The following is a 25,013-nucleotide window of genomic DNA, read 5'->3' on the forward strand; positions in this document are numbered from 1 at the left end:
TGATTGGATTGCGCCTAGTTGCTGTTGCCCTGCGCTTCAATCTCGCGCCATTTGGCGACATTGCGATTGTGCTCCTCAAGCGTGACGGCAAAGGCGTGGCCACCGGTGCCATCAGCGACGAAGAACAGGTAGTCGCCCTGATCGGGGTTCACCGCCGCCTCAAGGCTGGCCATGCCGGGGTTGGCGATTGGCGTCGGCGGCAGCCCTTCGATCACATAGGTGTTCCAGGGGGTTGCCCGGCGCAGTTCGCTCTGGCGCAGGCCACGCCCGAGGACACCCTCGCCCCGAGTAACACCATAGATCACCGTCGGGTCCGTTTGCAGCCGCATCCCGCGGTTCAGCCGGTTGGTGAAGACCGAGGCGACCTGCCCACGCTCCTCTGCCACGCCGGTCTCTTTTTCGATGATCGACGCAAGGATCAGCATCTCTTCGGGGCTGGTAACCGCTGCGCGGTCCGAGCGGCCCTCCCAGGCGGCGTTGATGCGCAGCTCCTGGCGCTCCTGCATCTCGGCCAGGATCTCGGCGCGGTCATCACCGGGGGAGACCTCATAGCTGTCGGGTGCCAGCATCCCCTCCGCCGGGCGCGTGCCCGGATCGCCGTCGAGGATATCCATGGCTTTCAGCGATTCGACCACCTGCCAGCTGGTCACGCCTTCGGCCAGCGCGATGCGGTAACGGGTGTCGGCATCGGCTTTCTTCTCTTCGTAGACAGCGGGCACCTCATCGACGCCGGGCACAAATTCCGCACGCTCGACAAAGCGGTTGGTGGCCGGGTCCAGCTCGCGCACCTCGGCCAGCACGCGGGTCACGCCCACGCGGTAGACGATTTCGGTGCCACAGCTGCTGGCGCCGCCGCGGGTGATCTGATCGACGATCTCGGCCATCGAGGCCCCTGCGGGCACCAGATAGCTGCCGGCCTTCAGCGCATCGGTTTTCTCGGCGTAGCGCACACCAACCCGGAACAGCGGGCCGGAGTTGATCGCGCCCTGGCTCTCCAGATCACGGCTGACCCGAGACATCGTGCTGCCGGACGGCACCCGCAGGCAGATCGCGCTGTCCAGCGGACCTTCGGAGGTATATTGCGACTGCCCCCAGAGGATGACGCCGCCCAGAAGGAACAGCATCACCACCAGGACCGTCAGCATGTTTGAGGCGAGGTTGCGCCACATCACTCAGGCTTTCCGAACAGGACCGACGCATTGGTGCCGCCAAAGCCAAAGGAATTGGACAGCGCCACCTTGATCTCGCGCTCGCGTTTCTGGTTCGGGGCCAGATCGACAGCGGTTTCAACGGCCGGGTTGTCCAGGTTGATGGTGGGCGGTGCCACCTGATCGCGGATCGCCAGGATCGAGAAGATCGCCTCAATCGCGCCAGCCGCACCCAGGAGGTGGCCGGTGGCGGATTTGGTCGAGGACATGGTGACCTTACCCGCCGCATCCCCCATCATCCGCTCAACCGCGCCCAGTTCGATGGTATCGGCCATGGTCGAGGTGCCATGGGCGTTGATATAGTCGATGTCCTTCGGCTCAAGCCCCGCATTGGCCAGCGCCGCGCGCATCGAGCGTTCGCCGCCTTCGCCGTCCTCGGAGGGAGCGGTGATGTGGTAGGCATCGCCGGAGAGACCATACCCCAGCACCTCGGCATAGATCTTGGCGCCACGGGCCTTGGCGTGGTCGTAATCTTCCAGCACCACGATGCCGGCGCCCTCACCCATCACGAAACCGTCGCGGTCGGCGTCATAGGGGCGCGAGGCCGCCTTTGGGTCATCGGCGCGTTTGGTGGACAGCGCCTTGCACGCGTTGAAGCCGGCAATGCCGATTTCGCAGATCGCCGCCTCGGCGCCGCCTGCGATCATGACGTCGGCGTCGCCGGATTTGATCAGACGGGCCGCATCGCCGATGGCATGGGCACCGGTCGAACAGGCGGTCACAACAGAGTGGTTCGGCCCCTTGAAGCCAAAACGGATCGAGACCTGACCGGAGATCAGGTTGATCAGCGCGCCGGGGATAAAGAAGGGCGACACCCGGCGGGGGCCTTTTTCCTTGATCATCACCGCGGTGTCGGCGATCGAGCTGAGGCCACCGATGCCGGAGCCGATCATCACGCCGGTGCGCAGGCGGCTCTGCTCGTCCTCGGGTGTCCAGCCGGCGTCACGCACGGCCATATCAGCCGCGGCAATGCCATAGAGGATGAAATCATCAATCTTCTTCTGGTCTTTTTTGACAACCCAATCATCGGGGTTGAAGGTCCCATCGCTGCCGTCGCCACGCGGAACTTCGCAGGCGTAGGTGGTGGCGACACCGCTTTCTACCGCATCAAAATGCGTGATCGGACCCGCCCCGGACTGACCGTCCAGCAACCGCGACCAGGTCTCTTCGACGCCGCTTGCCAGCGGTGTGACCAGGCCCAGTCCGGTAACTACTACTCGACGCATTTCTTGCACTCCTCTGCCTCGGCAATTTGACTCCAAATAGCTTGGATTGGCGCAGAGGTGCAAGAGCCGGTGGTCTCCGGTTGTTTTGCGATAATTTAATGACAGCCTTAGATTGCGGTTAACTTGGATAATGTACCTTTTGGTTGTTCTTTGGTTTCGTAGTCGCGACAGTACCGATATGGCGCGCCTGCGAACCACTATGCGGCGCCCAACAGACGGGGCGCAGGATCCAAGGTCAGCGGCTGTGGGGCAAGATGTGAATGGTGCACATAGAGTTCTTGTTTGGACGCCCTGCGTCACCTGATCCTGATCTACGAAGGGTTCGGCGGATGGCACACCGCCGCCCTTCGCGCATGTGGGGGCTGGGCGTATTTGCGCTGCTGTTGCTGGTCAGCCTGCTGCTTGGCGCTGAACCGCTGGCCGCCCGCGAATGCCGTGTCTTCAACAAACTGATGACGCTGACGCTCGCCGGTGAAGATTTTCTCGACTACCTGCGCACCGGCAGCAATTCGCCCGCCGTGCAGGAAATGGAACGGTTGCTGGCAAAGACATCAAAGACCGAGCTGCATCTCGCGATGCAGAGAGAAAAGATGGACGATCTGCTGAAGGCGACCCATAACCTGATTGCCCAGCACCGCAGCCTGCTGCGGGTCCTGGCGCTGAAGGACCGGCGCCATGCGGAACGGGCCTCTGTCAAACTCTTTGCCAGTGAAACCCTGGCGGCCTATCGCCGGGAGCTGGCGCGTATGCCCTGCTCTCGTGCAGGCAGTAGCGGGCAGGATGGCGGCGGCCTTGGCGCCTTGCCCGCGCTGGGACAGATTTCCAGCACCACCGCGGCGGCCGGTTCACTGGGTCTGGTGGCGCTTGGAGCGCTGTGTTTTGTGCTGTTTGAACGGCGCATGACCACGCTGAGGCGCCGCCGCAAGCGCCATACCTGCAACCTGGACTGCACCCTTGTGCACAACAATGATAACGGGGTTGCGGCGACCCTGCTGGACATCAGTCAGGAGGGGGCGAAGGTCAAATCCGCAGCGCGCCTCGGCGCCGGGGATATCATCGTGCTGGACCTGCCCGGCGATGCGCCGCAGATAAATCTTCACGGTCGGGTGCAATGGTGCAACGCCAACTATTTTGGCCTGCAGTTCAAGGAGCGTCTTTCACGCGATATGGTGAAGGCTCTGGCGGGTTTTCGCAGGGCGCCCAGAAAATCCAAACGGGAGTTCGGGCGCGACGGGACGCCTGCCGAGCTTGAACCACATGGCGCGGTGTCTGGCTGACGGATCGGCATGGCCGGAGCGACACTCTGCGGCGTGGTCCTTCGTCGTGATGATGTCACAAGGGGGTCGGCCTGTCTTGGGCTCGGCTGCTATCACGGGTCCCCGGTCGCGGCGAAACGGCAAAGATCGCGCGGCAAAGATCGCGCGCGCGGGCGGCGGACGGGCGTCTGGCTGGCGCCTGGCGGGCCATGATCGCGGCCATGATCGCGAATATGCAGACAGATCCCACGTGCGATGCCTTGCGGAGCCGACCTCGCGAACCGGTGGCAGCCCTGTGGTAGCGGGATGGTGGCGGTTGGTGCCGGATGGTGGCAGATGCGGACCATTGGGGCAGGACGTGCTTTGCTCCGCAATCAGTCGGCGAAGCAGACAGATCTTCCGCCGGTATAGACCATGCAGGAAGCGCGCGCGCCGGTTTGGTCAATTTCAGGCAGAGACCACAGCTCCGGCCCGCTTATGTCGCGATCAGCGGTGCATCGGCGGCGTCGAGAGGTCGGTTCGACAATTCCGGTCCATTGGCAGCGGTTTCGACCGGATCCTGTATAGACAGCGCCGCACCAGCTCAGCCGCGCCGGTCATGCGCCCTGTGCTGCAAACCCACGCCGGCCTGCCCGCTCCCCAAGGCAGCCAAGACACGCAGGCTGCGCTGAAATAACAGGGCTGCGCAGTCCTGACGACACCGCAGCCCATTGGTTGATGCGGCAGCAGTGCCGCCCGAGACGTGCCGCCGACCTAGCGGAATTCGGCAACTGGCTCACGCGTGGGGCGCGCCGCCTCCAGCGCCTCCGCCACGGTCAGGGTCTTGCGGAACAGTGCCCGCCCGACCAATGCGCCGGAGATCGAACCGATGTATTTCAGCCGCGCCACGTCATCGGCGGTGCGGACCACACCGCTGGCGATCACCGGCGTGCGCGCTTTCTCCGCCAGCCCTGCGATCAGCCCCAGCTGCGCCTCGACATCGGTCATATCGCTTTCGATATCGGTGATGATGATGCCCGCAAAGGGACAATCGGCAAAGGCGTCGATAAAGGCTTCGGGCGTAAACGAGCCGGCCTGACGCCAGCCGTCGGTCATCACCTGCCCCTGCCAGACATCCACCGCCAGCACGATCTGATCGGGGTGAAGACGGGTCAGCGTGCGCACCAGTTCGGGGTCGCGGGCGGCAAGCGTGCCGACCACCACACGGCCGGCGCCCTTGTCGATCCAATGCTCAATATGCTCGCGCGAGCGCATACCGCCGCCCAGCTGAACCGGGATACCGGCGGTGCGGATGATTTCCTCCACCAGCTCGGCATTGCGGTTGTCGCCTTCGATGGCATCAAAATCGGTCAGATGCATCCATTCGGCACCATCGGCAGCAAAGCCGCAGGCGGTGGCAACCGGGTCCACGTGCCAGATCATGGCGGTGTCGAGCCGCCCCTTGTCCAGCGTCACGCAGCGGCCGTCCTTCAGTTCCATCGTGGGGTAGATCATCATCGCAATGCCCTCCTGTCGTCGGCAGTTTCGCCAAGGCTAGCACGGAGACCGATCACCCCTAAGGAGAAAACCCGACCTCGCGGAGGTCGGAAACGTCCAGAAACGAAAAACGGCGCCTTCCTGCCCGGAAAGCGCCGTCTGTGATCGTCACCGATTGGGTGGGATCAGGAAGCTTCGCTGATGAACTTCACCGCATCGCCAAAGGTCTGGATGGTCTCGGCCGCGTCATCGGGGATCTCGATGCCGAACTCTTCTTCGAAGGCCATAACCAGCTCAACGGTGTCCAGGCTGTCTGCGCCCAGATCATCGATGAACGACGCGTTCTCGGTCACTTTGTCTTCTTCAACACCCAGGTGTTCCACAACGATCTTTTTTACGCGGTCTGCGACGTCGCTCATGTCAATTCCTCATCTTTTCAGGCATTCGCCCGGTTGTCAGGCATTCGCCCGGTTCTGCCCTTGCCCGCTCGGGGCGGCGTGGTTGTGCCCGATGCGGGCGGTCGTGTCCCGCATAGCGGAACCGCCCCTGCCGGTCCGGCATGGACCCGCAGATGGCGAATATGCGCCGCCTATAACACAGACCGACGCAGAGGCAAACGGTTTCGCAGCATCACTGCACCCGCCTGCCCGGGGCCTGTCGCCTGAGGCTCAGGCAACAGGGTGAGCATTTGGCCACAGCCGCAGCCACATGCAAGGCTTGTGGTGCATATTTTTACGCAACCCCTCACCGCCGCAGGTCATTTTCCGTTATTTTGCAGCGACTTTCAGCTCGTCATCCATCCTGAGGATGGCCGTATTTCGCCCCGGATAACCGGGCCAGCTGCGGGGCGGGATCGCAAAGCCCCGCGACCAATCTTGTGCGATGCCGCGCTGGCGGCACCGAAAATCCCCCCGGCCTGAGGCATAGAGGCCACATCTGACGCGGCGGCCGGAACGCAAAACCCGCCACCGGAGGACCGGCGGCGGGACCAGGTGACTCGGCGTCACCGCAAAGCTTAACCGGGGTCTCAGCGGCCCCGGTTGCAGCCCGGATCGCGCCCCGGGATCACAGCATGGCCATGCCGCCGTTCACATGCAGGGTGGTGCCGGTGACATAGCCTGCCTCGGCGCTGGCCAGATACAAAACGGCGGAGGCGATTTCCTCCGGGGTGCCCATCCGACCGCTGGGGATCTGGGTCAGGATCGCGTCTTTCTGGGCGTCGTTCAGCTTGTCTGTCATGGCGGTGGCGATAAAGCCGGGAGCCACGGCATTGACCGTAATGCCGCGGTTGGCGACCTCATAGGCCAGCGATTTGGACATGCCGACCATACCGGCCTTGGCGGCGGCGTAATTGCCCTGACCGGGGTTGCCGGTGGCCCCCACGATGGACGAGATATTGATGATCCGGCCCCAGCGCGCCTTCATCATGCCGCGCAGAACACCCCGGCACAGGCGCATGGTCGAGGTAAGGTTCACCTCCAGCACGCTGGCCCATTCCTCATCCTTCATCCGCATGAACAGATTGTCGCGGGTGATGCCGGCGTTGTTGACCAGAATATCCACCGAGCCCATCGCCGCGATCGCCTGTTTCGGCAGCGCCTCGACCGCCTCTGCATCGGAGAGGTTGCAGGGCAGCACATGGGCGCGCTCGCCAAGTTCCGCCGCCAGTTCCTGCAGCGGAGCCTCGCGGGTCCCGGAGAGGCCCACGGTGGCGCCAGCGGCGTGCAGGGCGCGGGCGATATCGCCGCCAATGCCACCAGATGCCCCGGTGATGAGGGCGGTTTTTCCAGTCAGATCAAACATATGATTTCCTTTGTCTCATCCCTGGCCCGCGGTTCGCCGTTTTCTTTGGAAGACAACGGGCCGGAATATTAATGAAATTTCCGCGTTCAGCCCGCGGTGATGGCTGCCACGTCCTCAGCGGTGCCGATCTGACGGCAGGCCAGGTTGCGGTCGATTTTGCGGATCATGCCGGAGAGCGCCTTGCCCGCGCCGATTTCCCAGAATTCGGTCACGCCTTTGGCGGCCATGGTCTGCACGCTTTCGCGCCAGCGCACAGAGCCGGTCACCTGCTCGACCAGAAGCTGGCGGATTTCAGCCGGATCGGTGACCGCATCCGCGCGGACGTTGGCGATCAGCGGAACCGCAGGAGAGGTGATCTCGACCCCGGCCAGCGCCTCGGCCATGACATCGGCGGCAGGCTGCATCAGGGCGCAGTGGAAGGGCGCGCTGACCGGCAGCATCACGGCGCGTTTGGCGCCTTTTTCCTTGGCGATTTCAGCGGCGCGTTCAACGGCGGCCTTGGCGCCGGAGACCACGACCTGAGTGGGGTCGTTGTCATTGGCGGCCTGACAGACCTCGCCTTGTGCGGCGGCTTCTGCAACGGCGCGCACCGCCTCGAGGTCGAGCCCCAGAATGGCGGCCATCGCGCCCTCGCCGACCGGCACGGCGCTTTGCATCGCCTTGCCGCGAATGCGCAGCAGGCGCGCGGTGTCGGCGACGGAAATCGCCCCGGCTGCGGCCAATGCGGAATATTCGCCAAGGCTGTGACCGGCGACAAACGCCGCCTTGTCGATGCTGACACCCTCAGCCTCCAGCGCGCGCATGGCGGCGAGCGAGGTCGCCATCAGCGCCGGCTGGGCGTTCTGCGTGAGGGTCAGGGTTTCGATATCGCCCTCCCAGATCAGCTGGCTCAGCGCCTCTCCCAGTGCGGCATCCACCTCGTCAAAGACCGCTTTGGCCGCCGGATAGGCCTCGGCCAGGGCTTTGCCCATCCCGATGGTCTGCGCGCCCTGCCCTGGAAACACGAATGCAATTGTCATCTGAGACCTCATCTTCTCTGCACATCTGCGTTGCACCGGGTTTAGACGCAGGTGACGCTGCGTACAAGCACAGCCTTCGCGCGGGCGCACCAAGCCTGTGCATCAGGTGACAGAGATGCGTGTTGTGTCAAACTGCTGAAGGGATAGGGTATTCCTGTCGCCCCCTATGAGAAGGTCTCATCGCCCGTGTCCTCCCCTGCCCGCGCCCCCGCGCTTCGCCAGAATACCGCCCGCCACTATGGCAGCGTTGCCAAAGGTTTTCACTGGCTGACAGCCCTATTGATGCTGGCGGTGTTCCCGCTTGGTTATTTTGCCAATGATCTGGCGCACCATATTCAAAGCCCGGAGTTTGACGGCGCACAGGCCACGCTGACCCGCGCGGCGCTGCTGTTTTCACTGCACAAGACCCTGGGGCTGGCGTTGTTTCTGACCGCGCTGCTGCGCATTCTCTGGGCGCTGAGCCAGCCCAAGCCAGTGCCACTGCACCCGGAGCGGCGGGCCGAGACGCTGTTGGCGGAGGTGGTGCACTGGCTGCTTTACGGGGCGCTGGTGGCGGCCCCCCTGACCGGCTGGATCCATCACGCCGCAACCACGGGATTTGCGCCGATCTGGTGGCCCTTTGGTCAGAACCTGCCGTTTGTGGCGAAATCTGAAACCTTGGCGGCGGTGTTTGGCGGGCTGCACTGGCTGTTTGTCTGGACCCTTGCGGTGGCTTTGGGGCTGCATATTGCCGGGGCGCTGAAACATGAGGTGATCGACCGCGACGCCACGCTGCGCCGGATGCTGCCAGGACGCGCGCCGGAGGTGACGGTGCCAGAGCAGACCCCCCATGGGGCGGCGCCGGTGCTGGTGGCGCTGGCGATCTGGGTCCTGGTGCTGGCCGGCGGCGGCGCCTTCGGCCTTTATGCGCCGCACAGCCATGGCGCGCCGGGCGCCACCGCACATGAGGCTGGATCCGAGACCACAGATGGCGGCGATCCTGCCGCAACGATGGCGTCTGACACGGCCGGCAACTGGCGGGTCGAGGATGGCACATTGGCGCTCACCATCGTGCAGATGGGCAGCGAGGTGCGCGGCCAGTTCGACCGCTGGCAGGCAGTGATTGATTTCGAGGACCCTGCCGCCCCCGGCCCCGCCGGCGCGGTCACCGTCACCGTGGCGATCCCCTCGCTGAAGCTCGGATCTGTCACCGATCAGGCGATGGGGCCGGATTACTTTGACAGTTCCACCTATCCCACCGCAGAGTTCCGCGCCGAGATCGAGAAGCTGGCGGAAGGATATATCGCTGAGGGCACCCTGCGGATCCGCGATCAGGAGGTGCCGCTGCGCCTGCCCTTCACGCTGGATCTGAACGGTGACACCGCCACAATGTCCGGCAGTGCCGAAGTGAACCGGCTGGATTTCAACATCGGCCAGGGCGTGCAGGACGAAAGCTCGCTTGCCTATGCGGTGACCATCGCTGTCGACCTGACCGCCAGCCGCGCCGCCCCCTGACGGATGTGGGCACAGATCAGGGGGGATGGCCGCCGCGTGCCCCCCATGGGGACATATAGTCCCGCAGGTTCTGGCCCACTTAAGGTATTGTGCCGCGCGGCAGCACCGGTGATGCTGCGAAGATGGCCACCGAAATCGAGTTCTCTTTTGCGGCACTGAACCCGTCGGCGCGACGGCACATTCGCGTGTTTCAGATACACCAGTTCCTTGACCGTTTTGCGATGGGGCTGACGGTTGCCGTGGTTGCTCTGGCCTTGACCGACCGGGGCATGGACCTGTTGCAGATCTCGTTTCTCTTCGGGATCTACGCGCTCACGACGATGGCGATGGAGCTGCCGTTTGGTGGCATTGCCGACAGCATCGGGCGCAGGCCGGTCTTCTTGACGGCGGTTGTCGCCAGCCTGATCTCGCTCGTGCTTTTTCTCTCTACGAGCGATTTTTATGTTCTGGCGCTGTCGTTTGCATTCATCGGCTTTGGCCGCGCGCTTCGGTCGGGCACGCTGGATGCCTGGTTTGTTGAAACCTTCAAAGCCGCCGCCCCAAATGTCGATGTCCAGCCCGCACTGGCCAAAGCGCAATGGGCCAATGCCGTAGGTTTGGCGATTGGCGCCATTCTGGGAGGTCTTCTGCCCGATCTCTGCGGCGAGGTCGCAAAACGCCTTGGGTTCAGCATCTATGATGTGTCCTACCTTGCGAGCGTCGTCGTGATGTCGGGCGTGTTTGTTTTCACGGTACTGGCCATTGTCGAAACACCGCGCTCGATGAGCGCCACGGCTCTCAAGCACGGCTTTGCGAATGTACCGATGGTGATCGGGGACGCGAGCCGTCTGGCCCTCAGACATCCGGCTCTGTCGATCCTTCTGGCAGCGCTGGCGTTCTTTTTGATGGCGACCAACCCTGTTGAGGTGATCTGGCCGACCCATGCAAAGCCGATGCTGGACGAGCGCTATGCAAACACCGTCATCGGTATCGTCACTGCGAGCTATTTCTTCGCCATCGCTTTCGGCGCGTCCCTGTCCGTGCCCATCAGCCGGATTTTCAAACGGCGGCACGCCATGACGCTGGCGGCAGGTTTTGCCTGTCTGGCAGGGGTTCAGATCGCATTGGCGCTGCAAGGCAGCATCGTCGGCTTTGTGACGGTGTTTGTCCTCTATTCCGTGTTTCTGGGGGTTTGCGAAACCCCGGCCAGCAGCATCCTGCATCGCTGCGTTGGCGACGGTCAACGCTCGACCATGCTGTCTTTGCGGTCGCTGATCCAACAGTTGGGGGCCGCATCGGGCCTGATTCTGGCCGGAGCTGTCGCCGATATCTACTCGACACCGGTCGCCTGGGTCGTCGGTGCGGTGTTTCTGGTGATTGCGATGATGCTGATCTTGGTGTTGGTCAGACGGCTGGCGGCAGCCGCCGAATAGCTGACGGGTGCGCGCCCACTCGTAGAGGGACGAACATACAGGGACAAAAAAACCGCCACCCGGCAAGGGGCGGCGGTTCTGGATCGGTAGGTGGCGGAGGTGATCCCTCCGCCGTGCGGTCTGGTTATTCGGCCTTCATCGCCTCGACCGAGATCTTCACCTCAACCTCGTCGCTGACGAAGGGGGCGAATTTGCCCAGCTCGTAGTCCGAGCGCAGCAGGGTTGTGGTGGCGTCGAAACCGGCCCAGGGCTTGCCCGCCATCGGGTGTTCGCCGACCTGGTTCAGCTTGGCGTCCAGAACCACGGATTTGGTGACGCCGTTCAGGGTCAGGTCGCCGGTGATTTCTGCGGTATTCTCGCCGGTTACCTTGATGCCGGTGGATTTGAAGCTGATCATCTCCGCATCATCGGCGCCAAAGAAATCCTTTGACATGAAATGGTCAAAGCGCGCTTCCCAGCCAGTCAGCATGGATTGCGCGGGCATCGACACCGAGACGCTGGAGGCTTCGGGGTTTTCCTGATCAAAGGCGATTTCACCCTCAAACCCCGAGAACATGCCGTAGGTGGTCGAGAAACCAAGGTGATTGTAGCTGAACACCACCTGGCTGTGGCTCGAATCCAGCTTGTAGGCTTCAGGGGCGGCAAAGGCGGTGGTGGCGGCGGCCCCCATCAGGGCGGCGGCAAAGAGAGTGGTTTTCATAATCTTGGCTCCGTTGGACCGTGTGACTTCGTTTCCCAGTTGAAGACTTTGTCATCAGAAAGGAAAGCCCGCAAAAGCCAACACTATCTGTGTTCAGATGAACAACCCAAGCCGCATTGACGCACAGAGGCCGGTTCTCGCGCAGTTGTGATGTCGGCAGGCGGTGGCGGCGGGCCAAGGCGTTCGGCCAGAGATCTGGAGCGCCTAGCTGAAGATCGGCAGGGCGCCGCTCAGCTGATCGCGCAGCCGCAGGCGGGTTTCGGTGCTGTCGATCGGCAGCTCCATCAGCACTGCGCCGTCGATATCCAGAACCGAGATGGCATGGGCGGAGAGGCGCACGCCGCCAAGGCTGCTGTAGCTGCGCCGCAGGACAATCCGCGGTGCGCCGCGCCGTGTCTTGCGCAGGATCCTCAGCTCGCGCCGGATCGGGTCGAAACAGGCCTCCGGCTGGCTGTCGGGGTGATGCGAGGTCAGCAGGATCAGGCCGACAAACAGAAAGGCCACGGAAATCCCGATCCGGATCAGCGACATCTGCGGATCGAAACCTGCGTCAGGCAGCAGCCAGAGGCCGGTGGCGCCCATCACCATACCGCCCCCAAGAATGCGCAGCAGCAGCGAGCGGACCGGCCAGTTGGCCTGCATCTGAAGGTTCATTGGTGCCGACCGGGCCAGATGGGCCAGCCGTCTGGCGGCAGGAGACTGAGAGGACGCGCGCCGCATGACCTTGCCAAATCGACCCGGCTGCATGGGCTGAAAACCGATCTCGGTTGGTTCGAGGATGCTCATCTCTGGTCCCTTTCACTCTTAACGCGGTCTGTCTGTCCTGCCTTGCCTGTGACGCCTGCTGCGCCTGTTGGTCTGTGACTGGCGGGATGGTTAACATTTGATTAACCAAGATTGACGCCAGCATTGGGGCTGAAATGGGGCGGAGTTGCGGTAAATACGGGCCGTGCTCCGCCGTGATGGGCAGCCCTTTCGTCTACGGGCCTCAACAGGGCATATGCAGATGCAGCCGCCCTGCCCCCGCTTCCGTCTTGACCCCTCCGGGCTAGCGCGCGGGGTCTGATCGGGCCGCTGGCGAAAGAGGTTCGCCCTGTCGGATCCGTGGCCCATTCTCAGCTTTGCATGCTCAGCTTTGCATAATTTTGCTAAAATTTGGTTCACAGGATATGGATCAAACCCCAGCGACCACTGGCAACGTGGGTGCAGAGGGGCACGCGGCGGGAAACGGGCCTTGCCCTTTTGGTCTGAGCCTGTATATGGGGGCTTCCTTCCGCGACATTTTCGATCCGCGCAGACTCTCGTGACAGGGCAGCGGAAGGGACAACCGCCCCGTCTATGAAATGCGCCTAGACAAAAACTGGAGTTCACATGCCACTCTACGAGCATGTCATGATTGCGCGTCAGGACCTGTCCAACTCGCAAGCTGAAGGCCTCATCGAACATTTCGGTGCTGTTCTGTCCGACAACGGCGGTAAGCTGGTCGACAGCGAGTACTGGGGCGTCAAGACGATGGCCTATAAGATCAACAAAAATCGTAAGGGCCACTACTCCTTCCTGAAGACCGATGCTTCGGCAGCGGCGATCCAGGAAATGGAGCGTCTGATGCGCCTGCATGATGACGTGATGCGCGTTCTGACCATCAAGGTTGACGCACATGAAGACGGCCCCTCGGTTCAGATGCAGAAGCGCGATGAGCGCGACACGCGTCGTGAGCGCCGCTGATCAACGCTTGAGAAAAGGACGCTAAACCATGGCAGCCAAACCGTTTTTCCGTCGTCGTAAAGTATGCCCGTTCTCGGGCGACAATGCGCCGAAAATCGACTACAAAGACACCCGTCTTCTGCAGCGCTACATTTCCGAACGTGGTAAGATCGTGCCGTCGCGCATCACCGCCGTTTCGGCAAAGAAGCAGCGTGAACTGGCCCGTGCTATCAAGCGCGCCCGCTTCCTCGCCCTGCTGCCCTACGCCGTGAAGTAAGGAGATAAGCACATGCAAGTTATCCTTCTGGAACGTGTGGCCAAACTGGGCCAAATGGGCGAAGTCGTGGACGTAAAGCCCGGCTATGCTCGCAACTTCCTGCTGCCGCAAGGCAAGGCGCTGACCGCGTCGCAGAACAACATCGCTCGTTTTGAGGAACAGAAAGCGCAGTTCGAAGCGCGCAATCTGGAAACCAAGAAAGAAGCGGAAGCTCTGGCAGAGAAGCTGGACGGTCAGCAGTTCATCGTGATTCGCTCCGCGTCTGACGCTGGCGCCCTCTACGGCTCCGTCACCCCCCGTGACGCCGCAGAAGCCGCCACCGCAGAAGGTTTCTCGGTCGACAAGAAGCAGGTTGCCCTGCTTTCGCCGATCAAGGAACTGGGTCTGCACAGCGTTGTTGTGAAGCTGCACCCTGAAGTCGAAGTTCAGATCAAACTGAACGTTGCGCGTTCGGTCGAAGAAGCTGAGCTGCAAGCCTCGGGCAAATCGATTCAAGAGCTGGCCGCTGAAGAAGAAGCCGCTGCTGAATTCGAAATCTCCGAACTGTTCGACGATATCGGCTCTGCCGCATCCGACGACGACGATGCAGCCCCGGCCGCAGACGACGAAGAGACCAACGCCTGATCGGCATTGGATCTATCCGAGATCGAGAGAGGCCGCCCCGGATCGGGGCGGCCTTTTTCATATCTGCGGCGGCCGCAGCTGGATTGCGCTGCTGACAGATCAAAATCGCCTCAAACTCTCCGCAGAAACTGCGGCGCGGGTAACCTCGTCTTTGCCGGTTTCTGCAAGCCTAGATCCCGCCCTGAGCGATCGCTCCGGGAGCGCGTGTTTGTGCGCACGTGTGGTTGTGACTGTCGTGCCAGGCCTGCGTCTGGCGTCTGGGGGTAAGCATGGAAGAGGATCTGATCCGGGAAGAAACGGCGCTGCGGCGACGCCTGCTGCTGCGGCTCTTGCGCAACTTCAGCTTTGAAAACCCGAAATACAGGGGTGAACCGATCAGCAATCTGGTGCCACCGGAGCTGATCACCGCCGAGCTGACCCGGCACAACCCTGACCGGGTGATCCAACCCTGAACCATGCGGGCGTTGCAGACGGGGCCACGAAGGCTCGGCCCCCGCAGCCCCTTTGCATGGGCGTCCCAATCGGGCCGCAGGCACGGGAGCCGTGTTGGGACAGGGCAAGGCCCGGTTCATGCGCGCGTGGATCATGCGGCAGTCGATCAGCGCCGACAAATTCTTAGCCGTTAAAATTTGATCCATCAGCGCCCGCCCTGGCCGGCGCACCCTGACCGGTCATGCGGATCGCCGCGCCGGGGGTCCAATCCCGGCTGATGGCCCGGGATTGCGGGCGATCATCGGACAGCCTGCCACGGTCGGGGGATATCCGCCGATGGGTTCCCGCGCCATTTGCCCAAGCCGCAGGCGCGCCCTAATCTGCCGCCGATCCGGCGTATTCGGGGTTTAGACAGGCAGTATCCATGATTGATCGCAGAACGGCTCTGGCCATTATTCTCAGCCCGCTGGCCCTTGCCGCCTGTGGCGAGGCACCCGCCGCAACCGAGCGCGCCGCAACGCCGCCGCTCTATCCCAACGAGACGCCGGAGCTTCGCCGCAAGATCAATTTCTGGGCCGACCACTATGAGGTGCCGCGCCCGCTGGTCCATCGCCTTGCCATCCGCGAGAGCACCCATCGGCCCTGGGCGGTCAACCGGCCCTACTACGGGCTGTTGCAGATCCTGCCGGCCACTGCCCGCTCCATGGGGTTTCGCGGCAAGCCGAAGGATCTGCTGGATGCGGATACCAACCTGAAATATGCGGTGAAATATCTGCGCGGGGCCTGGCTCCTCTCCGATGGCAGCTACGATCAGGCGGTAAAACACTATTCGCGCGGCTACTACTATGCCGCAAAACGGCGGGGCATGTTGCGCGAAACCGGGCTGCGCCCCTGATCAGACCGCTTGAAAACCACGATATCACAAAGAGTTATGATATCTTACGCGGCAGCTTGCCACTCGGATTGTTAGCGCAAAACTGTCACGTGACCGAAGGCGTTTTTCTGCTAGCATGGATGTCTGTAATAAAAAGACGTCGGAGTGAAAAATGCCTATTCAACTAGATCGCCGGTCCTTTCTGGCTGGCAGTGCCGGTCTGATCGCGCTGCATCCGTTTTCGGTTCAGGCGGCTTCCAATCAGGTGCATCTGCGCCTGATGGAGACCACCGACCTGCATGTGCATGTGTTTCCCTATGATTATTACGCCGACAAGCCGCGCGACACTGTCGGGCTGGCGCGCACGGCCTCGCTGATCGGCGATATTCGCGCCGAGGCGACCAATTCGCTGCTTCTGGACAATGGCGACTTCCTGCAGGGCAATCCGATGGGCGATTACATCGCCTATGAGCGCGGCATGAAGGAAGGCGACACCCATCCGGTCATCCAGGCGATGAACGCCGTGGGCTTTGACGGCTCGACGCTGGGCAATCATGAGTTCAACTACGGGCTGGATTTCCTGATGAAATCCCTCGCCGGGGCCGAGTTCCCGGTGGTCTGCGCCAATGTCGCCACATCCACCGGTGCCGGCCCGCGTGACGACAAGACCCTGCTGCCGCCCTATGTGATCCTGGAGCGCGAGCTGACCGATGGCGCGGGCAACCGTCATCCGATCAAGATCGGGCTGATTGGCTTTGTGCCGCCGCAGGTGATGAACTGGGACCGTCGCCATCTGGAAGGCAATGTGCAGGCCCGCGACATTCTGCAATCCGCCCGCGCCTATGTGCCGGAGATGAAGGAAAAAGGCGCCGACATCATTATCGCCCTGTCACATTCCGGGATCGGCAGCGCCGATGAGACCGACGGGATGGAGAATGCCTCGGTGCCGCTGGCGGCCGTCGAGGGCATCGACGCCATCATGACCGGCCATTCGCATCTGGTCTTCCCCTCCTCCACCTATGCGGATTTTGCCGGGGTGGATGTCGACAAGGGCACCATCCACGGAACCCCCGCCACAATGGGCGGTTTCTGGGGCAGCCATATGGGTCTGATCGACCTGATGCTGGAGCGGGACGGCAGCGGCTGGCGCGTGGTGGGCCATGCCTCGGAGGCGCGCCCGATTTCGCGGCGCGAAGAGGACCGGTCGATCACCGCCCTGGTCGAAAGTGCCCCTGCGGTGCTGGCAGCTGCGCAGAAAGAACATGATGAGACGCTGCAATATGTCCGCCGCGCGGTCGGCAAGACCGATGCACCGCTGCACAGCTATTTTGCACTGGTCGCCGATGATCCCTCGGTGCAGATCGTGTCGATTGCGCAGACCTGGTATATCGAACAGATGCTGAAGGGCACCGAGCATGAAGGCCTGCCGATCCTGTCAGCTGCGGCCCCGTTCAAGGCCGGCGGCCGCGGTGGTGCGGAGTATTACACCGACGTTCCAAAAGGCGATGTGGCGATCAAGAATGTCGCCGACCTCTACCTCTACCCCAACACCGCCCGTGCGGTGCGGGTGACCGGCGCGCAGGTTAAGGACTGGCTGGAACGCTCTGCCGGCATGTTCAACCAGATTACCCCCGGCGAGGCCGATCAGGTGCTGCTCAATCCCGCCTTCCCGAGCTACAACTTTGACGTGATCGACGGGGTGACCTATCAGATCGACCTGTCGCAGCCCTCGAAGTTCGGACCGAAGGGGGAGCTGGAGCGTCCCGACGCCAACCGCATCGTCAATCTGGAGTTCAACGGCGCGCCAATCGATCCCGCACAGGAGTTCATTATCGCCACCAACAACTATCGTGCTGGCGGTGGCGGTGCCTTCCCCGGCGCGATGGGGGATACCATCGTGTTCGAGGGACCGGACACCAACCGCGATGTGATCGTGCGCTATATCGTCGAGAAGGGCACCATCAGCCCGCGCGCCGATGCCAACTGGCGCTTTGCCCCGCTGGCGGACACCTCGGTGCTGTTCGACACCGGCCCCAAGGCGGCGGCCTATGTGGACAGTGTCGAGAGCATTGCAATTGAACCTGCGGGTGAAGGGCCGGATGGCTTTGCACGCTACAGAATTGCGCTGTGAACAAACTGTTTCCGATTTGTGCAAAATGAAATGATTCTCGCCGCCCGGCCAAACTTGGTCGGGCGGCATATTTAGGCGCACACGCCCCGCTTGCACACAAGTTATTGAGGGGCGCCCTAAAGGTTAATTTTTACAAATTTCGAGCAAATTTGCGCTCTCCTTACTGCTTTTTAGGCATTTGTTTGCCAAATTTCCGCCCCCTTCTTGCGGCAGAGTTTTCCGACATGCGAGGTGTCGATCAGCGCTGCACAACAGCGACCCGCATCAAGACGGTTGATGAGCAAGAGGAGCAGTTCCGATGCCAAACGGCAGTTTCAACGATTTTCGAAATGCGCTTCTGGCGTTTGAATCGGGCTGGGACCGGGACCGCTACAATGCGGGGCAGATCAGCGACGCGCAGCTGACGCAATGGGTCGGCGCGCCGGTCAGCAGCTTCTATCCCGGCCTCAGCAGCTGGGGCCAGCTGAGCGACACCCAATGGCGGGACATGGCCTATCACTCCACCAATTCGCTGGGCTTTGTCGGCTATCAGTTCGGCGAGGCGCTGCTGATTGACCTCGGTTATTATCAGGATGACGTTTACTACCTGGGCGGTGATACCATCAACCGCTGGGATGGCACCTGGACCGGGAAAAATGGCGTCAACAGCCTGGATGATTTCAAATCCCACGCCGCACAGGACACCGCCATCAATGAGGCGTTTGGCTATAACTTCGAGATGCTGAGCTACTATCTCGGTCGGCAGGGGCGCAGCATCAGCGATTTTGTCGGCGAGACCGTGACCTATCGCGATGTCAATGGCGCCATGGTGGATGTTACCCTCTCGCTGACCGGGCTGATGGCTGCGGCGCATCTGCGCGGTGCTTCGGGGCTGGCGACGCTCTTGCTGAGCGATACCGCCTCGACCGATGAATACGGCACCTCGATCCTGAAATACGTGAAAGATTTCGGCGGTTACGACAGCCCCACGGCCGACGCGCTGATTGCCTTCTGGCAGGATCGCAAGGCAGGCGGCACCGCACCGCTGGACATGGGCGAGCCGCAGCCAAGCGAGCCCGTCCTGGTTGGTGAAACCCTGCTGGGCACCGTCAGCCGGGACATTCTGGATGGAACCGATGCAAATGACCTGCTGTCAGGGCGCGGCGGCAACGACCGGCTTGCAGGCCGCGCGGGTGATGATGATCTGCGCGGTGGCGGCGGGCGCGACCGGCTGATTGGCCAGGGCGGCGATGACAAACTCAACGGTTCGCACGGGGCCGACACGATCCGCGCCGGTGCGGGCAATGACACATTGATCGGCGGCAATGGCAACGACCTGCTGTTTGGTCAGGGTGGTAACGACCTGATGATCGGGGGCGATGGGGCCGACACATTTGCCTTCGGCAGCAACCACGGGCGCGCCCGTATCCGCGATTTTGAACTGGGCACGGACAAGATCGACATCCTCAGCGGAGCACAGAGCATCAATCAGATCGATTTTACGACCAGAGGTGATCACGTCGTGATGTCTTTTGACAACGTTGTGGTCACGGTTGAAAATATCACCGTCGAGGAACTGGCCAGTTCCGATAACTTTCTGTTCTGAGCGGGCACCACCGCAAGACCATCGTGTGATCTGACAACCGAGTGATCAGACAACCGCCCTGGAGTTCGCCTCCACGGCGGTTTTCTTATGCCTTAGACCGCTCCTACTCCGCCCCGCGCTCACCGCCAAACAAAAAGGCCGCCCCCTTAGGGGACGGCCTTGCGCGTTGGCACACCTCGGATCCGCGCCTGGCGGGATCCGGGATCTGACTTATTCTTCTTCCAGAGCTTCGACTGCGGCCTGCAGGTCGTCCTTGGACACTTCTTTCTCGCTCACTTTGGCCTGCTCGGCGATGTGATCGATGACCTTGTCTTCGAAGATCGGTGCGCGCAACTGCTGCTGCATCTGAGCGTTCTGCTGGATGAACTCAAAGAACTGGCGTTCCTGGCCCGGGTACTGGCGTGCCTGGCTCATGATGGCCTGGGTCATTTCCGCATCGGTCACTTCGACCTCGGCTTTCTGACCCAGCTCGGCCAGCAACAGGCCCAGACGGACGCGGCGCTCTGCCAGTTTGTTGTGCTCGTCAGTCGGCTCGATTTCACCGTGGTTGTGATCGTGAACCTCGGGGTTTTCCTCGTGCCACAGCTGATGTGCGATCTGCTTGGCTTCGGCTTCGACCAGCGAGGGCGGCAGGTCGAAGGAGACCAGATCGTCCAGCTTGTCCAGAAGGCCACGCTTCATCACCGCGCGGGCCGCACCGGCGTATTCTGCTTCCAGACGCTCGGAGATCTGACCTTTCAGCGCGGCGAGGTCCTCGGCGCCGAATTTCTTCGCCAGCTCGTCGTTGATCTCTGCTGCCTTGGCGGCTTTGACCTCTTTCACGGTGCAGGTGAATACGGCTTCCTTACCGGCCAGATGCTCGGCCTGGTACTGCTCGGGGAAAGTGACGGTGACGTCTTTTTCGTCGCCTGCCTTGGTGCCGACCAGCTGGTCTTCGAAACCGGGGATGAAGGAGTTGGAGCCCAGCACCAGCGGGTAGTCTTCGCCTGCGCCGCCGTCGAAGGCTTCGCCGTCTACCTTGCCGACGAAGTCGATCACAACCTGATCGCCATCTTCAGCGGCAGCACCCTCTTCGCGGGCTTCGAATTCCTTGGCGGTCTCGGCCAGGTTGGCCAGCGCCTCGTCAACTGCGGCGTCGTCTGCTTTGACCACCAGCTTTTCCAGCTCAACGCCGGAGAGATCAACTTCGGGGATTTCAGGCAGTGCCTCATAGGACATCTCGACGTTGACGTCGTCGCCCTCTTTCCAATCTTCGTTGGTCATCTTGACGTCGGGCTGCATCGCCGGACGGTCACCGCTTTCCTCGAAGTGCTTGTTCATCGCACCGTCGATGGTTTCCTGCATGGCTTCGCCGATCAGACGCTGGCCGAACTGCTTCTTCAGCAGCGCCATGGGAACCTTGCCCTTGCGGAAGCCCTTCATCTCGACTTCGGGCTGTGCCTCGACGAGTTTTTCATTGACCTTCGCATCCAGCTCGGCGGCGGTAACGGTGATCGCGTAGCCGCGTTTCAGACCTTCGTTCAGCGTCTCGGTGACCTGCATCATATTCCCCATAGAGATTCGGGGCGCGCGCGCGGGCGCTCCCCCAGACAATTTGTGGCCTTCTATTTGCACAAGCGCGGCGGCGCAAGAGGGATTGCCCCCGCAGCCGCCCGGTCAGCGCCGGTTGCGGCGTTTTTTGGCCCCGAAAACAGAAAACACGCCCCAAAGGACGTGTTTTCCATAATCCGATTGCGCGGATACCGTTCAGGGCGCAGCGGATCGCCCTGCCCTGGCGCTGGCGATCAGAACTTCCAGCGGGCGCCTGCCATGATGGAGGAACTGTCCTGATAGCTGGTCCCAGAGGTGTCCGCGTAGGAATAGTCGCGGTAGGCCACATAGGTTTCCAGGTTCAGACCGTCGAAATTCTGCACCGCTGCAACGCCCCAGGATTCAGCGTTGTCGCCACTGGTGACCATATCCGAGCCGTCATAATAATCGATGGCAAAGGAGGTCGCGCCCACGGCCAGGAAATTCGCGGTATAGCCCAGCTTGGCAAAGGCATAATCGCCGCCGGTGTCGCGATCCCCTGCCGCAACCGCAAGCGAGACTCCGCTTGGTTCGTGCAGCGTGGCAAAGGAGGCCACGATATCGCGGGTTTTGGTGCCCGGCCCGTTTTCGTTCCAGACCGCCCCCAGCGCGCCCTGAATGGCGAAATCACCAAGATCGTCGTTATTGTACCGCAGGGCGATATCATAGGCTTCGCGGTCGGAATTTGAGCGCAGGATCTCTTCGCCGTAAGAGGCCGAGACGGTAAAGCCGCTGAATTCCGGCGTATCATAGCGCACCCGGCCAAGCCGCCCGCCATCGAAGCTGCGGAAGGCCGAGCCGATGTTGACGCCTGACAGCGTACCGGTGGAGGTGCGGAACAGGAAGCCGCCAGCGGAATCCCCGATGGCAGACGTCTGAATGACACTGGTGCCGGAGAAATCGGATTCCGCCAGCCCGTCAGAGGCCATCGAACCCTGACCAAAGGAGAAGGTGCCGTAGCGCGGTGTTGCGTATTGAATATCGACCTTGCGGATCCGGGTACGGTCCCAGCTGATGTTCTGCGGACGGCCGTTCTGGTTCACCCCATCAGAGGAGCGCAGCCCAAGAGCGGTTTCGAAATTGAACCGCAGGGTGTTCTCGCCAAAGGGCTGTTCAAGCCAGAAGCCGATGCGCGAGTTGGAATTGGCGTTGTCCACCAGCGTGCTGAAATCGTCACTGCCATCGTCGAACGACTGGAACGAGGGGTTGAACTGACCATAGTAGCGGAAGCTGCCGCCGGAGCTGTTCTCGTAGGTGGGCCCGGCAAAGGCGGGAACCGCCAGCCCGGCAACAAGACCGGACATCAGGGCTGTCACCCCAAGGTGAGAGGCAATTTTGGTGTTCATGAGGAGATGCTCCAATATTGTTCAGGGCGGCTCCCTCTCCATCCCTGAGAGGCCGACCTGTCACAGGTGCTATCACGCGATTTTCTGGTGCTGCACTCTTGAAATAAGCCGCGCCGGTTCCCTTGCCAGCTGTGGGCGGAATTCTCGCTCGATTGTGATCACCCGCTGCGCGGCATCGCGCCGATCGGTCCGGAATTTCTGCGCCGCCCAGCTGCCTCAGGCTGACCAATCGGGCGGGAACATCGCTCCCCCCAGAAAACGTCGACATTTTGGTGGAATATTCAGTGAAACATGCCGTCAAACGGCGGATTTCCACAGTTTATTAAGGGGCACTCGTTAGCTGTGGCAGATCGACAAAGCAGGTACCCAGACTATGAGATTCAAAACTTCCATCAAGACGGCCATCTTTCTGATCGTCTTTCTGGCCAGCGCGGTCATGTTCGCGCTCATCGCCCTGTCGCGATACACCGATCAGCTGCGCACGGGGATCGAGACTGAAGTGGTCGCCGTGGAGGGGTTTGCAAAGACCCTCGCCGAGGCCAGCAGCGATTTTCAGAACGCCCGCATTGTTGAGATGGGGTTTCGCCTGAAGCCGAGCCAGGAGGTGATCGCCACCCAGGCTGAGACCATGGCGCATCTGCGCAACCGGCTGGAGACTGCAAGGATGCAGATCACCGAGTTGGATAACATGAGTGAGGCTGCACAGACGCTGAGCCTGCTGGCCAGTGAAATCGCCGCCTATGAAGCCGGGTTTGCCGACGTGGTCGCCAGCCAGGAGCGGTTGGGCTTTGACGAGACCGACGGGCTTCAGGGGGCGCTGCGCAGCTCTGTGCGGAGCATCGAAAAGGCATTGGAAGACACCGCAGAGCCCGAGATGAAGGTGAAGATGCTGATGATGCGGCGCCATGAGAAAGATTTCATCATGCGCCACGACACAAAATACATCGACCGGCTGAACGCCCGCGTGGATGAATTCCGTGCGTTCCCCGGCAGCTATTACAAGAACATCTCGCAGCGGGCCCGGATCGGCAGCCTGTTGACCGCCTATCAGAACTCCTTCAACGCCTATGCCGAGGAGACCAAGGTGATCGACGGCCACTATCAGGCCCTGAATGAAATCGAAACCGCTAGCGCGCCGATCCTGGCCAAGATGAACGACCTCACCTCGGCCCGGCTGGACAGGATCCATGCCAGCGCCGCCGAGGCCATCGCCACCGCCAATGCCAATGCTATGAAGGCAGGCTTTGGCGGTCTTGGGGTCTTTGTCGTGGTGGCATTTGCCCTTGCCATCGGGATCTCGCGTCCGCTGTCGCGGGTCAATCTGGTGCTGCAAAAGATCATGGCGGGCGATTTCTCCACTCCGGCGCCGCAGTCGCGCATCAAAGAGGTCTCGACCATTGCCGCCGCCGTGGAGGACCTGCGCGCCGACAATGAGATGAAGGACAAGCTGACCCGCGAAATTGCCGAGGTCATCAGCGCCTGCGCTGCCGGAGATTTTTCCAAACGGTTGCAGATCGGGGACGCCAGCGGCTCCTTTGCGGATCTGGGCCGCGGTGTGAATGCCATCGGCGACGCGGCAGAGGGTGGCCTCGGCGATATCCGGCAGGTGCTCGACACGCTGGCGGCAGGAGACCTCACGCAGCGCATGCCCGACGGCCAGAAGGGGATTTTCAAGGAAATCGCCGATGCGGTCGACAACCTCAGCGACAGCCTCACCAGCATGGTGCGGCAACTGTCGCACAGCAGCGAGGTGCTGAATTCCACCGCCGCAGAAATTGCGGCCGCCGCCGAGGACGCCTCGCGCCGCGGAGAAACCTCCGCCGCCTCCCTGGAAGAAACCGCCGCTGCGCTGCAGACATTGGACGACACCGTGCGCGGCACCGCCGAAGGGTCGGATCAGGCCAAGGATATCGTGCGCGACGCCTTTGCCCAGGCGCGCTCCACCAGCGAACTGGCCAGCCAGACCATCAGCGCCATGCAGCGGATCGAGGATTCGTCTGGCGCGATCGCCAAGATCACCGACCTGATCGAAGATCTTGCCTTTCAGACCAATCTGCTGGCGCTGAACGCCGGGGTCGAGGCCGCCCGCGCGGGAGAAGCAGGCCGCGGCTTTGCCGTCGTCGCCTCCGAGGTGCGCGGCCTCGCACAGCGTTCTGCGGACGCCGTGCAGGAGATCAACGCGCTGATTGAGGTCAGCACCCGCGAGGTTGCCCAGGGCGTGAAACTGGTCGATCAGACCGGCACCGCGCTGGCCTCGATCCAAAGCTCGGTCGAAGCGGTGGTCGGCAAGGTTGAGCAGATCGCCGCCACCACGGTCGAGCAGTCCAATGGTCTGTCAGAGGTCAACACCGCCGTCGTCTCCCTGGACCAGAATGCGCAGAAGAACTCCGCCATGCTGGAGCAGACCGCCGCCGCCGGTCAGATGCTGCGCGAGGAGGCGCAGACATTGGTCCGGGCGATCTCCGGCTTTACCATCAGCCCTTCCGGCACCGGACACCGCGATGCTGAACCCATCGCCGACAGCTGGGAGCAACCGGCCTATGACGATGAGGATATGGCCTACGCCCAATCCGCCTGATCAGACGGTCTGACCGCACTGCCCCAGCTGGCGCTGCGGTCGGACCTGAGGCTGGCCAAGGCGTCAACGACCGGTGTCGCAGTCTGATGAGCCCAGTTCCGCCCCCTGACCTGCTGCCCCCTGACCTGCCCCCTGAAACGCCCGCCAACCCGGGCGTTTCATCATATCCGCCAAAGATATCCTCCAATGGGTCGATCCGCGCCAGTCAGGCAGCGGCGCAGGTGCCGATCAAAGACGGGCCTGAGCTGATCAAGACGACGCAGATCAGCCAGAGCACCACGCATGGCATCCACCGTCCC

General features: G+C 62.1%; 21 protein-coding genes. 11 read left to right on the forward strand and 10 right to left on the reverse strand.

Features of this window, described 5'->3' with window-relative positions:
- Positions 1 to 14: 14 nt before the first annotated feature.
- Positions 15 to 1,169 (reverse strand): endolytic transglycosylase MltG, encoded by a 1,155-nt coding sequence (gene mltG / locus VWY75_RS10685; RefSeq protein ID WP_340546325.1) that lies wholly within the window; start codon positions 1,167 to 1,169, stop codon positions 15 to 17.
- Positions 1,169 to 2,434, reverse strand: a complete 1,266-nt coding sequence (gene fabF / locus VWY75_RS10690; protein WP_340545795.1) for a beta-ketoacyl-ACP synthase II — start codon at positions 2,432 to 2,434, stop codon at positions 1,169 to 1,171. Before fabF ends, mltG begins: the two co-directional genes overlap by 1 nt.
- Before the next feature lie 329 nt (positions 2,435 to 2,763).
- Between fabF and VWY75_RS10695 the strand changes: the two genes are divergently transcribed.
- The gene (locus VWY75_RS10695) at positions 2,764 to 3,711 is read left to right on the forward strand and encodes a PilZ domain-containing protein (protein ID WP_416538899.1); all 948 of its coding nucleotides are present in this window, start codon (positions 2,764 to 2,766) and stop codon (positions 3,709 to 3,711) included.
- A gap of 732 nt (positions 3,712 to 4,443) precedes the next feature.
- On the opposite strand, the gene VWY75_RS10700 is transcribed toward VWY75_RS10695, so the two are convergent.
- The 4 genes from VWY75_RS10700 to fabD form a co-directional block, all read right to left on the reverse strand.
- The gene (locus VWY75_RS10700; RefSeq protein WP_340545797.1) at positions 4,444 to 5,187 is read right to left on the reverse strand and encodes a 1-(5-phosphoribosyl)-5-[(5-phosphoribosylamino)methylideneamino] imidazole-4-carboxamide isomerase; all 744 of its coding nucleotides are present in this window, start codon (positions 5,185 to 5,187) and stop codon (positions 4,444 to 4,446) included.
- A gap of 164 nt (positions 5,188 to 5,351) precedes the next feature.
- Positions 5,352 to 5,585: an acyl carrier protein gene (locus tag VWY75_RS10705; RefSeq protein WP_005982462.1), complete on the reverse strand. Its 234-nt coding sequence runs from the start codon at positions 5,583 to 5,585 to the stop codon at positions 5,352 to 5,354.
- Positions 5,586 to 6,231: 646 nt separating this feature from the next.
- Positions 6,232 to 6,969 (reverse strand): 3-oxoacyl-ACP reductase FabG, encoded by a 738-nt coding sequence (fabG, locus tag VWY75_RS10710; protein ID WP_340545798.1) that lies wholly within the window; start codon positions 6,967 to 6,969, stop codon positions 6,232 to 6,234.
- A gap of 86 nt (positions 6,970 to 7,055) precedes the next feature.
- Positions 7,056 to 7,988: an ACP S-malonyltransferase gene (gene fabD, locus VWY75_RS10715; RefSeq protein WP_416538900.1), complete on the reverse strand. Its 933-nt coding sequence runs from the start codon at positions 7,986 to 7,988 to the stop codon at positions 7,056 to 7,058.
- A 186-nt stretch (positions 7,989 to 8,174) separates the two neighbouring features.
- Here fabD and VWY75_RS10720 point away from each other — a divergent pair, with 186 nt between their 5' ends.
- A complete protein-coding gene (locus tag VWY75_RS10720) occupies positions 8,175 to 9,482 on the forward strand; it encodes a cytochrome b/b6 domain-containing protein (protein WP_416538901.1) in 1,308 nt (435 codons plus the stop codon).
- 122 nt (positions 9,483 to 9,604) lie between these two features.
- Positions 9,605 to 10,894: an MFS transporter gene (locus VWY75_RS10725; protein WP_416538902.1), complete on the forward strand. Its 1,290-nt coding sequence runs from the start codon at positions 9,605 to 9,607 to the stop codon at positions 10,892 to 10,894.
- A gap of 124 nt (positions 10,895 to 11,018) precedes the next feature.
- On the opposite strand, the gene VWY75_RS10730 is transcribed toward VWY75_RS10725, so the two are convergent.
- Together VWY75_RS10730 and VWY75_RS10735 are read right to left on the reverse strand one after the other, a co-directional pair.
- Positions 11,019 to 11,594: a YceI family protein gene (locus tag VWY75_RS10730; RefSeq protein ID WP_416538903.1), complete on the reverse strand. Its 576-nt coding sequence runs from the start codon at positions 11,592 to 11,594 to the stop codon at positions 11,019 to 11,021.
- 204 nt (positions 11,595 to 11,798) lie between these two features.
- Positions 11,799 to 12,380 carry a hypothetical protein gene (locus VWY75_RS10735; protein WP_416538904.1) on the reverse strand — a complete coding sequence of 194 codons (582 nt, stop codon included), beginning with the start codon at positions 12,378 to 12,380 and terminating at the stop codon, positions 11,799 to 11,801.
- Between the two features lie 585 nt (positions 12,381 to 12,965).
- On the opposite strand from VWY75_RS10735, the gene rpsF reads away from it, so the two are divergent.
- The 7 genes from rpsF (at position 12,966) to VWY75_RS10770 (ending at position 19,221) form a co-directional block, all read left to right on the forward strand.
- On the forward strand, positions 12,966 to 13,319 hold the full coding sequence (gene rpsF, locus VWY75_RS10740) for a 30S ribosomal protein S6 (protein WP_340545804.1): 354 nt from the start codon (positions 12,966 to 12,968) through the stop codon (positions 13,317 to 13,319).
- A 28-nt stretch (positions 13,320 to 13,347) separates the two neighbouring features.
- The gene (gene rpsR / locus VWY75_RS10745; protein WP_005982441.1) at positions 13,348 to 13,575 is read left to right on the forward strand and encodes a 30S ribosomal protein S18; all 228 of its coding nucleotides are present in this window, start codon (positions 13,348 to 13,350) and stop codon (positions 13,573 to 13,575) included.
- Positions 13,576 to 13,587: 12 nt separating this feature from the next.
- Entirely contained in the window at positions 13,588 to 14,199 is a 612-nt protein-coding gene (rplI, locus tag VWY75_RS10750) for a 50S ribosomal protein L9 (protein WP_340545805.1), read from the forward strand.
- A gap of 269 nt (positions 14,200 to 14,468) precedes the next feature.
- A complete protein-coding gene (locus tag VWY75_RS10755) occupies positions 14,469 to 14,651 on the forward strand; it encodes a peptidyl-tRNA hydrolase (protein ID WP_340545806.1) in 183 nt (60 codons plus the stop codon).
- A gap of 404 nt (positions 14,652 to 15,055) precedes the next feature.
- Positions 15,056 to 15,526: a lytic transglycosylase domain-containing protein gene (locus tag VWY75_RS10760; RefSeq protein ID WP_340545807.1), complete on the forward strand. Its 471-nt coding sequence runs from the start codon at positions 15,056 to 15,058 to the stop codon at positions 15,524 to 15,526.
- Positions 15,527 to 15,677: 151 nt separating this feature from the next.
- Entirely contained in the window at positions 15,678 to 17,636 is a 1,959-nt protein-coding gene (locus tag VWY75_RS10765) for a bifunctional 2',3'-cyclic-nucleotide 2'-phosphodiesterase/3'-nucleotidase (protein ID WP_416538905.1), read from the forward strand.
- 298 nt (positions 17,637 to 17,934) lie between these two features.
- Positions 17,935 to 19,221: a calcium-binding protein gene (locus tag VWY75_RS10770; RefSeq protein WP_416538906.1), complete on the forward strand. Its 1,287-nt coding sequence runs from the start codon at positions 17,935 to 17,937 to the stop codon at positions 19,219 to 19,221.
- Between the two features lie 210 nt (positions 19,222 to 19,431).
- On the opposite strand, the gene tig is transcribed toward VWY75_RS10770, so the two are convergent.
- Both tig and VWY75_RS10780 read right to left on the reverse strand, forming a co-directional pair.
- The gene (tig, locus tag VWY75_RS10775; protein WP_416534167.1) at positions 19,432 to 20,763 is read right to left on the reverse strand and encodes a trigger factor; all 1,332 of its coding nucleotides are present in this window, start codon (positions 20,761 to 20,763) and stop codon (positions 19,432 to 19,434) included.
- A gap of 242 nt (positions 20,764 to 21,005) precedes the next feature.
- On the reverse strand, positions 21,006 to 22,136 hold the full coding sequence (locus tag VWY75_RS10780; protein WP_416538907.1) for a porin: 1,131 nt from the start codon (positions 22,134 to 22,136) through the stop codon (positions 21,006 to 21,008).
- Between the two features lie 373 nt (positions 22,137 to 22,509).
- Here VWY75_RS10780 and VWY75_RS10785 point away from each other — a divergent pair, with 373 nt between their 5' ends.
- Positions 22,510 to 24,714, forward strand: a complete 2,205-nt coding sequence (locus VWY75_RS10785) for a methyl-accepting chemotaxis protein (RefSeq protein ID WP_416538908.1) — start codon at positions 22,510 to 22,512, stop codon at positions 24,712 to 24,714.
- Positions 24,715 to 25,013: the final 299 nt, after the last annotated feature.

Origin of the sequence: Phaeobacter sp. JH20_08, assembly GCF_048056635.1 — a bacterium.
Taxonomy (GTDB): Bacteria; Pseudomonadota; Alphaproteobacteria; order Rhodobacterales; family Rhodobacteraceae; genus Phaeobacter; species Phaeobacter bryozoorum.

What these genes read in the sequence shown, in the direction of transcription:
- mltG (WP_340546325.1), bottom strand. Translation starts at nt 1,169, where the DNA reads ATGTGGCGCAACCTCGCCTCAAACATGCTGACGGTCCTGGTGGTGATG.
- fabF (WP_340545795.1), bottom strand. Translation starts at nt 2,434, where the DNA reads ATGCGTCGAGTAGTAGTTACCGGACTGGGCCTGGTCACACCGCTGGCA.
- VWY75_RS10695 (WP_416538899.1), top strand. Translation starts at nt 2,764, where the DNA reads ATGGCACACCGCCGCCCTTCGCGCATGTGGGGGCTGGGCGTATTTGCG.
- VWY75_RS10700 (WP_340545797.1), bottom strand. Translation starts at nt 5,187, where the DNA reads ATGATGATCTACCCCACGATGGAACTGAAGGACGGCCGCTGCGTGACG.
- VWY75_RS10705 (WP_005982462.1), bottom strand. Translation starts at nt 5,585, where the DNA reads ATGAGCGACGTCGCAGACCGCGTAAAAAAGATCGTTGTGGAACACCTG.
- fabG (WP_340545798.1), bottom strand. Translation starts at nt 6,969, where the DNA reads ATGTTTGATCTGACTGGAAAAACCGCCCTCATCACCGGGGCATCTGGT.
- fabD (WP_416538900.1), bottom strand. Translation starts at nt 7,988, where the DNA reads ATGACAATTGCATTCGTGTTTCCAGGGCAGGGCGCGCAGACCATCGGG.
- VWY75_RS10725 (WP_416538902.1), top strand. Translation starts at nt 9,605, where the DNA reads ATGGCCACCGAAATCGAGTTCTCTTTTGCGGCACTGAACCCGTCGGCG.
- VWY75_RS10730 (WP_416538903.1), bottom strand. Translation starts at nt 11,594, where the DNA reads ATGAAAACCACTCTCTTTGCCGCCGCCCTGATGGGGGCCGCCGCCACC.
- VWY75_RS10735 (WP_416538904.1), bottom strand. Translation starts at nt 12,380, where the DNA reads ATGAGCATCCTCGAACCAACCGAGATCGGTTTTCAGCCCATGCAGCCG.
- rpsF (WP_340545804.1), top strand. Translation starts at nt 12,966, where the DNA reads ATGCCACTCTACGAGCATGTCATGATTGCGCGTCAGGACCTGTCCAAC.
- rpsR (WP_005982441.1), top strand. Translation starts at nt 13,348, where the DNA reads ATGGCAGCCAAACCGTTTTTCCGTCGTCGTAAAGTATGCCCGTTCTCG.
- rplI (WP_340545805.1), top strand. Translation starts at nt 13,588, where the DNA reads ATGCAAGTTATCCTTCTGGAACGTGTGGCCAAACTGGGCCAAATGGGC.
- VWY75_RS10755 (WP_340545806.1), top strand. Translation starts at nt 14,469, where the DNA reads ATGGAAGAGGATCTGATCCGGGAAGAAACGGCGCTGCGGCGACGCCTG.
- VWY75_RS10760 (WP_340545807.1), top strand. Translation starts at nt 15,056, where the DNA reads ATGATTGATCGCAGAACGGCTCTGGCCATTATTCTCAGCCCGCTGGCC.
- VWY75_RS10765 (WP_416538905.1), top strand. Translation starts at nt 15,678, where the DNA reads ATGCCTATTCAACTAGATCGCCGGTCCTTTCTGGCTGGCAGTGCCGGT.
- VWY75_RS10770 (WP_416538906.1), top strand. Translation starts at nt 17,935, where the DNA reads ATGCCAAACGGCAGTTTCAACGATTTTCGAAATGCGCTTCTGGCGTTT.
- tig (WP_416534167.1), bottom strand. Translation starts at nt 20,763, where the DNA reads ATGCAGGTCACCGAGACGCTGAACGAAGGTCTGAAACGCGGCTACGCG.
- VWY75_RS10780 (WP_416538907.1), bottom strand. Translation starts at nt 22,136, where the DNA reads ATGAACACCAAAATTGCCTCTCACCTTGGGGTGACAGCCCTGATGTCC.
- VWY75_RS10785 (WP_416538908.1), top strand. Translation starts at nt 22,510, where the DNA reads ATGAGATTCAAAACTTCCATCAAGACGGCCATCTTTCTGATCGTCTTT.